Genomic DNA, 16195 nt, shown 5'->3' on the forward strand with positions numbered 1-16195 from the left:
CGATGCTGTGGATCGTCGGGGGGGTTCGGGTGGGGTCGCTGCCGCGTTTCAGCCGTTGCCGAACCTCTTGTCGATGAAGTCGAAGAGCTCGTCGTCGCTGGCCTCTTCGAACGCGTCCGCCCCGGCGTCCGCCCCGGTCTCGTCCGTGGCGCGCCGCACGTCGTTCCACTTCGCCAGCAGCGTCTGGAGGCGCACCGCGATGTTCGCATGCGCGGTCTCGTCCTCCGCCACTGACTCCAGCGCGTCCGGCGTCAGCGTGGACAGGCTGTTCTCCAACCGTTCCAGCTCCTCCAGTACGGACGCCCCGGTGGAGTCGGCCTCCGGCGCCACTTCCCGGCGCAGATGGTGGGCGAGCGCGACCGGTGTCGGGTAGTCGTAGACCAGCGTCGCCGTCAGCCGCAGCCCGGTGGCCGCGTTCAGCCGGTTCCGCAGTTCCACCGCGGTCAGCGAATCGAAGCCCAGCTCCTTGAACGCCTGCTCGGCGCCCACCTGCTCCTTCGAGGCGTAGCCCAGGACGGCGGACACCTGACGGCGGACCAGGTCCAGTACGGTCCGCTGTCGCTGGGCCTCGGACTGCCGCGCCAGCTGCTGGGCCAGGGTGCCCTCCCCGGTCTCCGCCACGGCCTCCGAGGCGGCGGAGGCGCTCGTCGCGGCGCGGCGCACGGGCGTGCGCACCAGACCGCGGTAGAGGGGCGGCAGTTGTCCGGTGGCGGCGGCCGCGCGCAGCGTGGCGGGCTCCAGCCGTACGGGCACCAGCACCGCCCGGTCGCCGGCCGCGGCGTGCGCCGCGTCGAACAGGGCGAGCCCCTCCTCGGCGGAGAGCGGCAGCACCCCGCCGCGCGCCGCCCGCTGCTGGTCGGCCTCGCCGAGCCGGCCGCCCATGCCCCGCTCCTCGGCCCACATGCCCCACACCAGGGACAGTGCGGTACGGCCGGTGGCCCGGCGGTGTCCGGCGAGGGCGTCCAGGAAGACGTTCGCCGCCGCGTAGCCGCCCTGGCCCGCGCCGCCCAGCGTGCCGGCCGCGGCCGAGAAGAGCACGAAGGCGGACAGGTCAAGGTCGCGGGTCAGCTCGTGCAGATGGACCGCCGCGTCGACCTTGGGCCGCAGCACCGTGTCCACCCGCTCGGGCGTCAGCATGTCGACGACACCGTCGTCGAGGACGCCTGCGGTGTGCACCACGGCCGTCAGCGGACGGTCGGCGGGAATCCCGGCCAGCAGCCCGGCCAGCGCCTCCCGGTCGGCCGCGTCGCAGGCGGCGACGGTGGCCTCGGCGCCCAACTCGGCGAGTTCCGCGACCAGTTCGGCCATGCCGTCGGCGGCGGGGCCGCTGCGGCTGGTCAGCAGCAGATGGCGGGCGCCGTGCGCGGTGGCCAGATGGCGGGCGAACAGCCTGCCCAGACCGCCGGTGGCACCGGTGATCAGCACCGTGCCGTCCGGGTCGATGGCCTTGGCGGCGCCGATGGCCTGGACGGCGTCGGCAGCGTCGTTGGCCTTGGCGGCCCCGGTGGCACCAATGGCCCCGGTGGCCTTGGCGCTCCCGGGGACGCCGATGCCCTGGACGGCCTCGGTGGCGCCGACGGTCCTGGTTGCCGCGGTAGCCGAGGTCGCCTCGACCCTGGCCAGGCGTGGTGCGTACGCCGTCCCGGCGCGCAGCGCCAGTTCGGGCTCGTCCGAGTCCAGCGCCGCCGGAATCGCCGGGTAGGACACCTCGCCGTCCACGTCGAGCAGGACGAACTGATCCGGGTTCTCCGTCTGCGCGGACCGCAGCAGACCCCACACCGGGGCGTTCACCAGGTCCGCCACCGCCGGGTCACCGGCCGCGGCCACCGCGCCGCGGGTGACCACAACCAGCCGGGCGGCGCCGGGCCGCCCGCCGTTCAGCCACTCCTGGACCTGGCCCAGGGCGCGGTGAGCGGCCGCGTGCGCACCGGCGGCGAGACCGCCTTCCGCACCGCCCGGCTCGGGCGGGAACGGCACCAGTACGGCGTCCGGCACGGGCCCGCCCGCCTCGACCGCCGCGTTCAGCGAGCCGAGGTCGTCGTGGACGGTGACGCCGGACCCGGCCGTCTCCAGGGCCACGCTCAGCTTGAGCTCATCGCCGCCGAGGACGGCGAAGGACGCCGACCCGGTCTCCACGGCCGCCGGCCCGGTCCCCACGCCCGCCACCGGCGCCCAGTCGATCCGGAACAGCGAATCCCGGCGGTCCTCGGTGGCCCCGCCGGTGATCCGGTCCACCTCCAGCGCCTCGGTCACCAGCGTGGCCACCGACGCCACGGGCGCACCCGTCTCATCGGCCGCCAGCAGCGACACCGCGCCGTCCCCGGCCGGCGCCAGCCGGACGCGCAGCGCCTCAGCGCCGACCGCGTACAGGCTCACCCCGCGCCAGGACCGCGCCACCGCGGCACCGCCCGCGCCCGGCGCGAGCGGCTGGAGCGCGCCGTCCAGCAGCGCCGGGTGCAGGGCGAAGCGGGCGGCCTCGGGCCGCCGTTCCTCCGCGACCCGGACCTCCGCGAACAGTTCCTCGCCACGCCGCCAGACCCGCTCCAGGCTCTGGAACGCCGGGCCGTGCAGCAGCCCGGCGCGCGCCATGCCCGCGTACAGCTCGTCGGTGTCCACCGCCTCCGCGTCGGCGGGCGGCCACACCGACAACGGCTCGGCGCCGGCCGCCGGGGCCCCGCCCGAGGCGAGCACACCGGCGGCGTGCCGGGTCCACGGCCGGTCCGCGTCCGACGCCTCCGGACGCGCGTACACGGCCAGCGGACGGCGGCCCGCGTCGTCCGGCTCGCCGACCGTCACCCGCAGCCGCACCCCGCCGCGCTCCGGCAGGACCAGCGGCTCCTCCAGGGTCAGCTCCTCCAGCAGCGCGCAGCCCACATGGTCCCCGGCGCCCACCGCCAGCTCCACGAACGCGGAGCCGGGCAGCACGGCCGTGTCCGCGACCGTATGATCCGCCAGCCACGTGTGCGAGGCGAGCGACAGCCGGCCGGAGAACACATACGCGTCCGCGTCGGGCAGCTCCACCGCCGCGCCCAGCAGCGGGTGGTCGGCCGAGCCCAGCCCGGCCGAGGCGACCTCGTCCAGGCCCAGCAGGGCGTCGACCCAGTAGCGGCTGCGCTGGAACGCGTACGTCGGCAGCGCGACCTTCCGCGCGCCCGTACCGGCGAAGAACGCCTCCCAGTCCACCGCCACACCACGGACGTACAGCCGGGCCAGGGCGCCGGACACCGCCTCGGCCTCCGGCCTGCCCTTGCGCAGCGCGGACAGCGGCTCGGCCGCGTCGGGCTCCTTCAGGCAGTCCTGCGCCATGGCGGTGAGGACGCCGTCGGGGCCCAACTCGACGTAGCTGGTGACACCTTGGGCTTCCAACGTCCGCACCCCGTCGAGGAAGCGGACCGCCTCGCGGACGTGACGCACCCAGAAGCCGGCGGTCGCCATCTCCTCACCGGAGACCACGTCTCCGGTGAGGTTGGACACGATCGGAATGCGCGGGGCCTCGTACGTCAGCCCCTCGGCCACCTCGCGGAACGCCTCCAGCATCCCGTCCATACGCGGCGAATGGAACGCGTGGCTGACCGTCAGCCGCTTGGTCTTACGGCCCAGGGCCTCGAACGACGCCGCGACCGCGACGGCCGCGTCCTCGTCACCCGCGACGACCACCGACGTCGGCCCGTTGAGCGCGGCGATGGACACGCGCTCGGTGAGCAGCGGCGCCACCTCGTCCTCCGCCGCCTGAACGGCGATCATCGCACCGCCCGTGGGCAGCGCCTGCATCAACCGACCACGCGCGGCCACCAACTTCGCCGCGTCGGAGAGGGAGAGCACACCCGCCACATGGGCGGCGGCCAGCTCACCGATCGAATGACCGGAGAGGAAGTCGGCCTTGAGGCCCCACGCCTCGACCAGCCGGAACAGCGCCACCTCGATGGCGAACAGCGCGGGCTGGGTGAAGCCGGTCCGGTCCAGCGCCTCGGCGTCGTCCCCGAACAGCACATCCCGCAGCGGCCGCTCCAGATGCGCGTCCAGATGTGCGCACACCTCGTCCAGCGCGTCCGCGAACACCGGGAAGGACTCATACAGCTCACGGCCCATGCCGAGCCGCTGACTGCCCTGCCCCGTGAACAGGAACGCCACCTTGCCACCGGCCACCGAACCCTCGACCAGGCCCGGCACCTCGGACTCGCCCCGCGCCAGCGCGACGAGACCGGCCGGCGGCCCGTCCCCGCCCTCGGCGGTGAGCACGGCCCGGTGGTCCAGGGCGGCACGGGTCGTGGCCAGCGAGTACGCCACATCCAGGGCGGCCGGTGCGGACTCGCCGCCGAGGTGGGCCAGCAGCCGTTCAGCCTGCCCCCGCAACGCGGCCCGGGACTTGGCCGAGAGCACCCACGGCACCGTGGGCGGTACCACCGCCGGAGCGGCGGACACCGGGTGCTCCTCCGGAGCCGGGGCCTGCTCCAGCAGGGTGTGGGCGTTGGTTCCGCTGATGCCGAACGAGGACACCGCGGCCCGGCGCGGACGGCCGGTCTCCGGCCACGGCCGGGCCTCGGTGAGCAGCTCCAACTCGCCCGCCGACCAGTCCACATGCGGGGTCGGCTCGTCCACGTGCAGCGTCCGCGGCAGCACACCGTGACGCATCGCCAGCACCATCTTCAGCACACCCGCGACGCCGGCCGCGGCCTGCGTGTGCCCGATGTTGGACTTGATGGAGCCCAGCCACAGCGGCTGCCCCTCCGGCCGCTCCTGGCCGTAGGTGGCCAGCAGCGCCTGCGCCTCGATCGGGTCACCCAGCGTCGTCCCCGTGCCATGCGCCTCGACCGCGTCCACCTCGGACGTCGACAGCCCGGCGCTCGCCAGGGCCTGCCGGATCACCCGCTGCTGCGACGGACCATTCGGCGCCGTCAGGCCGTTGGACGCACCGTCCTGGTTGATGGCCGAGCCACGGACGACCGCGAGCACCTCATGGCCGTTGCGCCGCGCGTCCGAGAGCCGCTCGACCAGCAGCATGCCGATGCCCTCACCCCAGCCGGTGCCATCCGCACCCGCCGCGAACGCCTTGATCCGGCCGTCCGCCGCAAGACCACGCTGACGGCTGAAGTCCACGAACGCACCCGGCGTCGACATCACCGTCACACCACCGGCCAACGCCAACGAGCACTCACCCGCCCGCAACGCCTGAACCGCCCAGTGCAACGCCACCAACGACGACGAACACGCCGTGTCCACCGTCACCGAAGGACCCTCAAGCCCCAACGCGTACGACACCCGGCCCGACAGCACACTCGCCGCGTTGCCGGTGCCCAGGAACCCGTCGTCGCCGTTCGGCGAGTGGAGCACGAGCGACATGTAGTCCTGGCCGTTGGTGCCCGCGAACACACCGACCTGCTGACCGCGCAGCGTGGTCGGATCGATCCCCGCCCGCTCGAACGCCTCCCAGGACGTCTCCAGCAGCAACCGCTGCTGCGGATCCATGGCAAGCGCCTCACGCGGCGAAATACCGAAGAACGCCGCGTCGAAGTCCCCCGCGTCGGAGAGGAATCCACCCGCACGGACATAGCTGGTGTACTCGCCCGCGCCCTGCGGGTCATACAGCGACTCCAGATCCCAGCCACGGTCGGCCGGGAACTCCGTCACCGCATCCTGACCCGACACCAGCAGCCGCCACAGCTCCTCCGGACTGTCCACCCCGCCCGGGAAACGGCAGCTCATACCCACGATCGCGATCGGGTCATCGGCGACCGCCACCGCCGTGGCCGGCACACCGCCCACGGCCCCGGCCGCGTCCTCCTCACCCAGGATCTCCGTACGAAGGTGAACGGCGACCGCCGAGGACGACGGGTAGTCGTACACCAGGGTCGGCGGCAGCCGCAGCCCGGTCACGGTGTTCAGCCGGTTGCGCAGCTCCACAGCGGTCAGCGAATCGAAACCCAGCTCCCGGAACGCCCGGTCGGCCTCCACCGCCTCCGCATCGGAGTGACCGAGCACATCAGCCACAGCCGAACGCACCAGATCCAGCAGCAGCCGCTCACGCTCCGCCGCCGGGACCCCCGCGAGCCGCCGGACCAACGAAGACTCGTCCTCGCCGCCGGTCATCGCCGCCCGCAAGCCCTCGGCCTCCAGCGCGGTACGCACCTCGGGCAGCTCCAGCAACAGCGGGCTCGGCCGCGAGGCGGTGAAGCCGGGAGCCAACCGCGCCCAGTCGATGTCCGCGACCGTCACCGCGGTCTCGTCCAGGTCCAGGGCGCGCTGCAACGCGGCGATGGCCAGCTCCGCCGCCATCGGCGGCACACCGCCACGGCGCATCCGCTGCTCCAGCGCATCGTCCGCGGCCATCCCACCCTCGGCCCACGGTCCCCAGGCCACCGACGTGGCAGGCAAGCCCTCGGCCCGACGCCGCTCGGCCAACGCGTCCAGGAAAGCGTTGGCAGCCGCGTAATTGGCCTGACCCGCCGCACCCATCGAGCCCGCGAACGAAGAGAACAGAACGAAAGCCGTCAGATCCAGATCCCGCGTCACCTCATGCAGACAAGCCGCGGCATCGGCCTTGGCCCGCAGCACCGAGACAAACCGCTCAGGCGTCAACGACTCCAGAACACCATCGTCCAACACCCCCGCCGCGTGCACCACCGCCGTCAAAGGGAACTCGCCGGGGAGGTCGGCCAGCAGCCCGGCCAGCGCCTCCCGGTCGGCCACATCACACGCGGCAACGGTGACCTGGGCGCCCGACTCCCTCAGCTCATCACGCAGTTCGGCCGCGCCGGGAGCCTCAAGGCCACGGCGACTGGTGAGCACCACATGTTCGGCACCCCGGTCGACCAGCCAACGGGCCACATGCGCACCCAGCGCACCCGTGCCACCCGTCACCAGCACCGAACCCGCGCCCGGCCGCCAGTCACGGCCACGCCCGGTCTTGGCCGACCGGCTCAGCCGGCGCCCGAAGACACCGGAGGCGCGCACCGCCACCTGGTCCTCGCCCTCGCCACCGGCCAGCACGCCCGCGAGCCGCGACAGCGCCCGGTCATCCACCAACTCCGGCAGATCGACCAGACCACCCCACCGCTCGGCCAGTTCCAGTGCGGCGACCCGGCCCAGGCCCCAGACCCGGGCCTGCCACGGGTCCACCGGACTGTCGGACCGGCCGGTCGAGACCGCGCCCCGCGTGGCCACCCACAGCGGCCCGGCCACGCCCAGATCGCCCAGCGCCTGCGCCAGGGCGGCCGTACGGACCAGCCCGTCGGCGTTCTCGGCGTTCTGGGCGAGGGACGGCAGCGCGAACACGCCGGCCACCGGTGCGTCGGCGACCGCCTCGCGCAGCCGCTCGGCCATGCCCGTACGGTCCCCGGCGGTCAGCTCGACCCGCTGGACCTCGGCGCCGCGCGCCGACAGCGTCCGTACGACCTCCTCGGCCAGCGGGCCGTCCGCCGCCTCGGCCCTGGTGACGACCAGCCAGCGGCCGGTCAGCGTCCCCTCGGCGCGCGCGGCCACCGGCTTCCAGATCACCTGGTAGCGCCAGGCGTCCACGGTGGACCGCTCGCTCTGGCGGCGGCGCCACGAGGACAGCATCGGCAGGACGGCGCCCAGCGAGGAGAGCGCGTCGGCGTCCGCGTCCTCGGACTGGAGCGCCCCGGCGAGGGCCTCCAGATCCTCGCGCTCCACGGCCTCCCAGAACCGCGCGTCCACGGAATCCACCGCCGCGGCGGCCTCGCGGACCTCCTCCGGGTCCTCCACCCAGAAGCGCTGCCGCTGGAACGCATACGTCGGAAGCTCGACCCCACGGGCCCCCGTACCGGCGAAGAACGCCCGCCAGTCCACGGCGAGCCCCCGGGTGTGGAGGGCGGCGAGGGCGGCCGTCAGCGCGACCGGCTCGGCATGTCCCTTACGGAGCGCCGAGACGAAGGCGGGAGCGGCGTCGCCGGACACGCACTCCTGAGCCATCGCGGTGAGCACACCGTCGGGACCCAACTCCACGTAGCTGGTGACACCTTGAGCTTCCAGGGTGCGTATGCCGTCGAGGAAGCGCACGGCTTCCCGGACGTGGCGCACCCAGAAGTCGGGGGTGGTGATCTCCTCGACGGAGACCAGCTCACCCGTCAGATTGGACACGATCGGGATCCGCGGGGCCTCGTAGGTCAGCCCCTCGGCCACCTCGCGGAACGCCTCCAGCATCCCGTCCATCCGCGGCGAATGGAACGCGTGGCTCACCGTCAGCCGCTTGGTCTTCCGGCCCTCCGCCTCGAAGAACGCCGCGATCTCCACCGCCGCGTCCTCATCACCCGCGATCACCACCGACGTCGGCCCGTTCAGCGCGGCAATCGAGACCCGCTCGGTCAGCAGCGGCGCCACCTCGTCCTCCGACGCCTGCACCGCGATCATCGCCCCACCGCCGGGCAACTCCTGCATCAACCGGCCACGCGCCGCCACCAACGCCGCAGCGTCCGCCAGCGAGAGCACACCGGCCACATGGGCCGCCGCCAGCTCACCGATCGAATGACCGGACAGGAAGTCCGCCCGCAGCCCCCACGCCGCCACCAACCGGAACAACGCCACCTCGACCGCGAACAACGCGGGCTGAGTGAACCCCGTCCGATCCAGAACCGCCGCGTCATCCCCGAACAGCACCGTCTTCAACGGCCGATCCAGATGCGCGTCCAGCTCCGCACACACCTCATCCAACGCATCCGCGAACACCGGATACGCCTCGTACAGCTCACGCCCCATCCCCAACCGCTGACTCCCCTGCCCCGTGAACAGGAACGCCACCTTGCCGCCCTCGGCCACCGTGCCCCGGACCAGTCCGGCCGCCGTACGCCCCTCGGCGAGCGCCGCCAGGCCGGACAGCAGCCCGTCCCGGTCCGCGCCGACGACCACCGCGCGCCGCTCCAGCGCCGCCCGGCCCGTCGCCAGCGCGTAGCCGACGTCCGCGGTGTCCGGCTCGGGGAGGGTGCCGAGATGGGCCAGGAGCCGTCCGGCCTGACCCCGCAGGGCGGCCTCGGACTTGGCCGAGAGGACCCAGGGCACCGCCGGCGGCTCCGCCGCCGGACCGGCGGCGGGGATCTCCTCCGGGGCCGGGGCTTCCAGGACGGCGTGCGCGTTCGTACCGCTCACACCGAACGACGAGACCGCCGCCCGGCGCGGCCGGTCGAGCTCCGGCCACGACCGGGCCTCGGTCAGCAGCTTGATATCGCCCGCCGCCCAGTCCACATGCGGGGTGGGCTCGTCGATGTGCAACGTCCGCGGCAGCACACCGTGGCGCATCGCCATGACCATCTTGATGATGGCCGCGACTCCGGCGGCGGCCTGCGTATGACCGATGTTGGACTTGATGGACCCCAGCCACAGCGGCCGGCCCTCGGGGCGGCCCTGGCCGTACGTGGCGAGCAGCGCCTGCGCCTCGATGGGGTCACCCAGCGTCGTCCCCGTACCGTGCGCCTCCACCAGATCGACATCCGCGGTGGTCAGGCGGGAGTTGGCCAGCGCCTGCCGGATGACGCGCTGCTGGGACGGGCCGTTCGGCGCGGTCAGACCATTGCTCGCACCGTCCTGGTTGATCGCGGTGCCCCGCACGACCGCCAGCACCGGATGGCCATTGCGCCGCGCGTCCGACAGCCGCTCCACCAGCAGCATGCCCGCACCCTCGGCCCAGCCCGTCCCGTCCGCCGAGGCCGCGAAGGACTTGCAGCGGCCGCTGGTCGACAGACCGCCCTGACGGCTGAAGTCGATGAAGGTCTCCGGCGTGGCCATGACGGTGACACCGCCGGCCAGGGCGAGCGAGCATTCGCCGTTGCGCAGCGCCTGCGCCGCCAGGTGCAGGGCCACCAGCGACGACGAACACGCCGTGTCGACGGTAACCGCCGGGCCCTCCAGGCCGAAAGTGTAGGCGACCCGGCCGGAGGCGACACTGCCCGCGGAGCCGGTGCCCAGATAGCCCTCCAGCCCCTCGGGGACGGCGTTCAGGCGGGACAGATAGTCGTGGTACATGACGCCGGCGAAGACACCGGTCTTGCTGCCGCGCATCGCCGTCGGGTCGATGCCCGCGCGCTCGAACGCCTCCCAGGACGTCTCCAGCAGCAGCCGCTGCTGCGGATCCATGGCGAGGGCCTCACGTGGCGAGATGCCGAAGAAGTCCGGGTCGAACTCGGCCGCGTCGTGGAGAAAACCGCCCTGCCCGGTGGAGCTGGTGCCCGCCTTGTCGGGGTCGTCGCTCAGCAGCCCGTCCAGATCCCAGCCACGGTCGGCCGGGAAGTCGGAGATGGCGTCCACGGAATCCGTGACCAGCCGCCACAGCTCCTCGGGGGTGGTGACCCCACCCGGGTAGCGGCAGCTCATGCCGACGATGACGATCGGATCGTCGCCCGTGACGGCCACGGCCGTCACGGGCGCCGCCACGCCCTCGTCCGCCTGATCGCCCACCAGCTCGGTGCGCAGATGGCGGGCGAGGGCCGTCGGATCCGGGTAGTCGAAGATCAGGGTGGCGGGCAGCCGCAGTCCGGTCGCCGCATTGAGCTGATTGCGCAGTTCGACCGCCGTCAGCGAATCGAAGCCCAGCTCCTTGAACGCCCGGCCCTGTCCGATGGCCTCCGTACCCGCGTATCCGAGCACCGCCGCCACCTGCCCACGGACCAGGTCCAGCAGCAACCGCTCCCGCTCCGGCTCCGGCAGCCCGGTGAGCCGCCGCGTCAGGTCCGGCTCGCCCGCCCCGGCCGCGGCATCCACCGCACGCCGCGCCGGCACCCGCACCAGACCGCGCAACAGCGGTGAGATCGCACCCGCCGCGGCCTGTGTGCGCAAGCCCGCGAGATCCACCCGCATCGCCACCAGGGACGCCTCGCCCACGGACAGCGCGGTGTCGAAGAGCGTCAAGCCCTCCGCCACGGGCAGCGGGGGAAGTCCCGCCCGCCGCATCCGGGCGATATCGGCCTCGTCGAGCGTGTCGCCCATACCGCCGCCGGCCCACAGGCCCCAGGCCAGGGCGGTGCCGGGCAGACCACGCGCCGCACGGTGCTGCGCCAGCGCGTCCAGGAAGAGGTTGGCGGCGGCGTAGTTGCCCTGCCCCGGACTGCCGAACACCGCGGCGACCGACGAGAACAGCACGAACGCCGTCAGGTCCAGATCCTGGGTCAGCTCATGCAGATTCCAGGCCGCGTCCACCTTCGGCCGCAGGACCCCGGCCAGCCGCTCCGGCGTCAGGGATCCGATCACCCCGTCGTCCAGCACACCTGCGGTGTGCACCACGCCGGTCAGCGGATGTCCGGCCGGAACCGCCGCCAGCACCTCGGCCAGCGCCTCGCGGTCCGCCACATCGCACGCCGCCCAGCGCACCTCCGCGCCCGAACCGGCCAGCTCGGCGCTCAGCTCGGCGGCACCGGGCGCCGCCTCGCCCCGACGGCTCACCAGCAGCAGATGCCGTACCCCGTACTCGGCCACCAGACGCCGGGCGAACAGACCGCCCAGCGAGCCGGCGGCACCGGTCACCAGCACCGTGCCGTCCGGGTTCCACTCCGGGGCCCGGTTCTCGGCCACGGACACGGCACGGGCGAGCCGCGGAATCCTGAGGACACCCAGCCGGACCGCGATATCGGGTTCGCCGCTCTCCAGCGCCGCGGGGAGGGCGGCGAATCCGTCCGCACGGCCGTCGACGTCGATCAGGACGAAGCGGTCCGGGTTCTCGGACTGCGCCGAACGCAGCAGGCCCCGCACCGCGGCGCCCGCCAGGTCCGCCACTGGCTCATCGGCCCCGGTGGCCAGCGCCCCCGAGGTCAGCACAGCCAGTCGGGTGTCCGCGAACCGCTCGTCGCCCAGCCACGCCTGCACCAGCGCCAGCGCCTCGGCGGCGGCCCGGTGCGCGGCACCGGCCACGTCCCCGCCGGCCTGTGCGGAGGGTGCGACCAGCACGACCCGCGGTACGGCCGCACCGGCTTCGATCGCCGCGGTCAGCGCCGCGAGATCCGGGTACACGGTGGCCTCGGCGCCCGCGCCCGCCGCACCGCGTGCGAGGTCGTCGGAGCCCAGCACCGCCCACCGGCCACCGCCCGCGGCGGCGGCACCCGCGAGTTCGATCCACTCCAGGCGGAACAACGACTCGTGATACTCCGTACGCGCGCTCCGAAGCTGCTCGGCCGAGACCGGACGCAACCGCAATGCCTCGACCGCCGCGACCGGCGCGCCGGCCGCGTCCGCGATCTCCAGCCGCACCCCGTCACCCGCGACGGGCGCCAACCGCACCCGCAGTGCCGAAGCCCCACTCGCGTAGAGCGACACCCCGCTCCACGCGAACGGCAGCCGCCCCTCCCCGCCGGTATTGCCCAGCCCCTCAAGCCCCACGGCGTGCAGAGCCGAATCCAGCAACGCCGGATGCAGACCGAACCGGCCCGCCTCCTCCACCGCGTCCTCGGGCAGGGTCACCTCGGCGAAGATCTCGCCATCACGCCGCCACGCCCTGCGCAGCCCCCGGAACACCGGCCCATACGCGAAACCGATGTCCAGCAAGCCCTCATAGCGGCCGTCGAGCTCGACCTCGGCCGCGTCCGCCGGAGGCCATGCGCTCAGCTCGAACGACGCCTCCGGCGTGCCACCGGACGACAGCACACCGCTGGCGTGCCGGGTCCACGGCTCCTCGACCGGCAGCCCCTCCAGCCGGGAGTGCAGCGACAACGGCCGCCGGCCCGCGCCGTCGGCGGCGCCGACGGCGAGCCGCAGCTGCACACCGCCCCGCTCGGGCAGCGCCAACGGCACTTCCAGTGTCAGCTCTTCCAGATGGTCACAACCCACCTGGTCACCGGCCCGGACCGCCAACTCCACAAGAGCGGTGCCCGGCAGCAGAACCGTGTCCAGGATGGTGTGCTCCGCCAGCCACGGATGAGTGGACAGCGCCAGCCGACCGGTGAACAGCATCCCGTCCGCGTCCGGCAGCTCAGCACTCGCCCCCAGCAGCGGATGCCCCGCCTCGCCCAGACCCACGGCGGCCACATCACCGAGGAACAGCGACGAGACCTTCGGCCAGAACCGCTGCCGCTGGAAGGCGTAGGTCGGCAACTCGACCTGCGTCGCAGTCCTTCCGGCGTAGAACGCGGCCCAGTCCACCGCCACACCACGCACATGCGCCCGCGCCACGGCCGTCGTCAGCGACTCCGCCTCGCCACGCTCCTTGCGCAGCACGGAAACGAAGGCAGCCCCCTCACCGGTCACACACTCCTGCGCCGCCGCGGTGAGCACACCATCCGGACCCAACTCGACAAACGTAGCGACACCCTTGGCCTCCAGAGCCCGCACCCCATCGAGGAAGCGGACGGCTTCCCGCACATGGCGCACCCAGAAGTCCGGACTCGTGACCTCCTCCGCCGACACCACGGCACCGGTGAGATTGGACACGATCGGGATCCGCGGGGCCTCGTACGTCAGCCCCTCGGCCACCTCACGGAACGCCTCCAGCATCCCGTCCATCCGCGGCGAATGGAACGCGTGACTCACCGTCAGCCGCTTGGCCTTCCGACCCTGCGCCTCGAAGAACGCCGCGATCTCCAGCGCCACGTCCTCATCACCCGCGATCACCACCGACGTCGGCCCGTTCAGCGCGGCAATGCTCACCCGCTCGGTCAGCAGCGGCACCACCTCGTCCTCCGACGCCTGCACCGCCACCATCGCACCACCCGACGGCAACTCCTGCATCAACCGACCACGCGCCGCCACCAACACCGCAGCATCCGCCAGCGACAACACACCCGCCACATGCGCGGCCACCAACTCACCAATCGAATGCCCGGACAGAAAATCGGCCTTGACACCCCACGCCTCCACCAACCGGAACAACGCCACCTCGACCGCGAACAACGCGGGCTGAGTGAAACCCGTCCGATCCAGAACCGCCGCATCATCCCCGAACAGCACATCCCGCAACGGCCGATCCAGATGCGCGTCCAGCTCCGCACACACCTCATCCAACGCATCCGCAAACACCGGATACGCCTCGTACAACTCACGCCCCATCCCCAACCGCTGACTCCCCTGCCCCGTGAACAGGAACGCCACCCGGCCACCGGTCACCGAGTCCTGAACCACCCCGGCGGCGGTACGGCCCTCCGCAAGCGCCTCCAGACCGGCCAGCAACCCGTCCCGGCCGTCCGTGACCACCGCCGCCCGCTCTTCGAGCGCCGACCGGCCGATGGCCAGGGAAAAGCCGAGATCCACCAGCCGGGACCCGGTCTCTCCCGCGAGATGGTCGCGCAGCCGCCCGGCCTGCGCCCGCAGCCCCTCCGGCGTCTTGCCCGAGAGCACCAACGGCAGCACATCCACCGCCGGACCGTCCCCCTCGGCCGCGGACCCGGCCGGGTCCGCCCCGTCCAGCGGCGCCTGCTCCAACACCGCATGCGCGTTGGTGCCACTGAAGCCGAACGAGGAGACGCCCGCACGACGCGGCTGCCCGGTCTCCGGCCACGGCCGCGTCTCGGTCAGCAGCTCGATGTCGCCCGCCGACCAGTCCACATGCGGCGACGGCTCGTTCACGTGCAACGTACGCGGCAGCACACCATGCCGCATCGCCAGCACCATCTTCATCACACCGGCGACACCCGCCGCCGCCTGCGTATGGCCGATGTTCGACTTCACCGACCCCAGCCACAACGGCCGGTCCTCCGGACGGTCCTGGCCATACGTCGCCAGCAGCGCCTGCGCCTCGATCGGGTCGCCCAACGACGTACCCGTACCGTGCGCCTCCACCGCGTCCACCTCGGACGCCGTCAGACCCGAATTCGCCAGCGCCTGCCGGATCACCCGCTGCTGCGACGGACCGTTCGGCGCCGTCAGCCCATTCGACGCACCGTCCTGGTTCACCGCCGTACCACGCACGACCGCCAGCACCGGGTGGCCATTGCGCCGCGCGTCCGACAGCCGCTCCACGAGCAGCATGCCCACACCCTCGGACCAGCCCGTGCCGTCCGCACCCGCCGCGAACGCCTTGATCCGGCCGTCCCGCGCGAGCCCCCGCTGACGGCTGAACTCGATGAACGCGCCCGGGGTGGACATCACGGTCACCCCACCGGCCAGCGCCATGGAGCACTCACCGGCGCGCAGCGCCTGGACCGCCGAGTGAAGGGCGACCAACGAGGAGGAGCAGGCGGTGTCGATGGTGAGGGCCGGACCCTCCAGCCCGAAGGTGTACGCCAGCCGGCCCGAGATCACGCTCGCCGCGTTGCCCGTGCCCACATGGCCGTCGACGCCGTCCTGTTCACCGTCCAGCAGTACCGACAGATAGTCCTGGCCATTGGTGCCGACGAAAACGCCGGCCGTGGAACCGCGCAATGTCGCCGGGTCGATCCCGGCCCGCTCGAACGCCTCCCAGGACGTCTCCAGCAGCAACCGCTGCTGCGGATCCATGGCGAGGGCCTCACGCGGCGAGATCCCGAAGAACGCCGCGTCGAACTCCGCCGCGTCATGGAGGAATCCACCATCACGGGCGTACGAGGTGCCCGGTTGATCCGGGTCCGGGTCGTACAGCGCCTCCAGGTCCCAGCCCCGGTCCGTGGGCATACCCGAGATCGCGTCCGCACCGGACATGAGCAGCCGCCACAGCTCCTCGGGAGTACCCACATCGCCCGGGAACCGGCAGCTCATCGCCACGATCGCGATCGGCTCGTCATCGGCCACCGTGGCATCCGCCACCGCCGGGCCGCCGCCGGCGGCGGCCGTATGCCCGCCCAGAAGCTCGCTGAACAGATGGTCGGCAAGGGCGACCGGCGTCGGGTAGTCGTAGATGAGCGTGGCGGGAAGGCGCAGATCAGTGGCCGCGTTCAGACCGTTTCGCAGCTCAACCGCGGTCAGCGAGTCGAAACCGATCTCCCGGAACGCCCGCTCGGCGCTGACCTCCGCCACATCGGCATGACCCAGCACCCCCGCGACATGGGTACGCACCAGATCCAGCAGTGCCCGCGTCCGCTCCGCCTCGGGCAGCCCGAGCAGCCGCTCGGCCAGCGCGGAAGCCGACTCGCGCCCGCCCTCACCACGTCCGCCGGCCTCCCGTCCACCGGCGTCCCGCGGCCGCGACAGCTCGGCCAGCAGCGGACTCGGCCGCACCGCGGTGAACGTCGCCAGGAAGAGCTCCCAGTCGACATCCGCCACCGTGACGACGGTTTCCGGGCGGGACAGGACCCGCTGAAGGGCGACCAGGTTCAGATCCGGCGCCATCGCACGCAGGCCACGGCGGCGCAGC

1 protein-coding gene is annotated in these 16195 nt (G+C 73.0%); it reads right to left on the reverse strand.

What is annotated here, in order from left to right:
- Nucleotides 1-48 precede the first annotated feature (48 nt).
- On the reverse strand, nucleotides 49-16195 hold a 16147-nt coding region (locus NQU54_RS01295), incomplete at its 5' end, for a type I polyketide synthase (RefSeq protein ID WP_372505740.1).

The sequence above is a fragment of the Streptomyces malaysiensis subsp. samsunensis genome (genome assembly GCF_024519315.1).
Classification (GTDB): Bacteria; Actinomycetota; Actinomycetes; order Streptomycetales; family Streptomycetaceae; genus Streptomyces; species Streptomyces malaysiensis.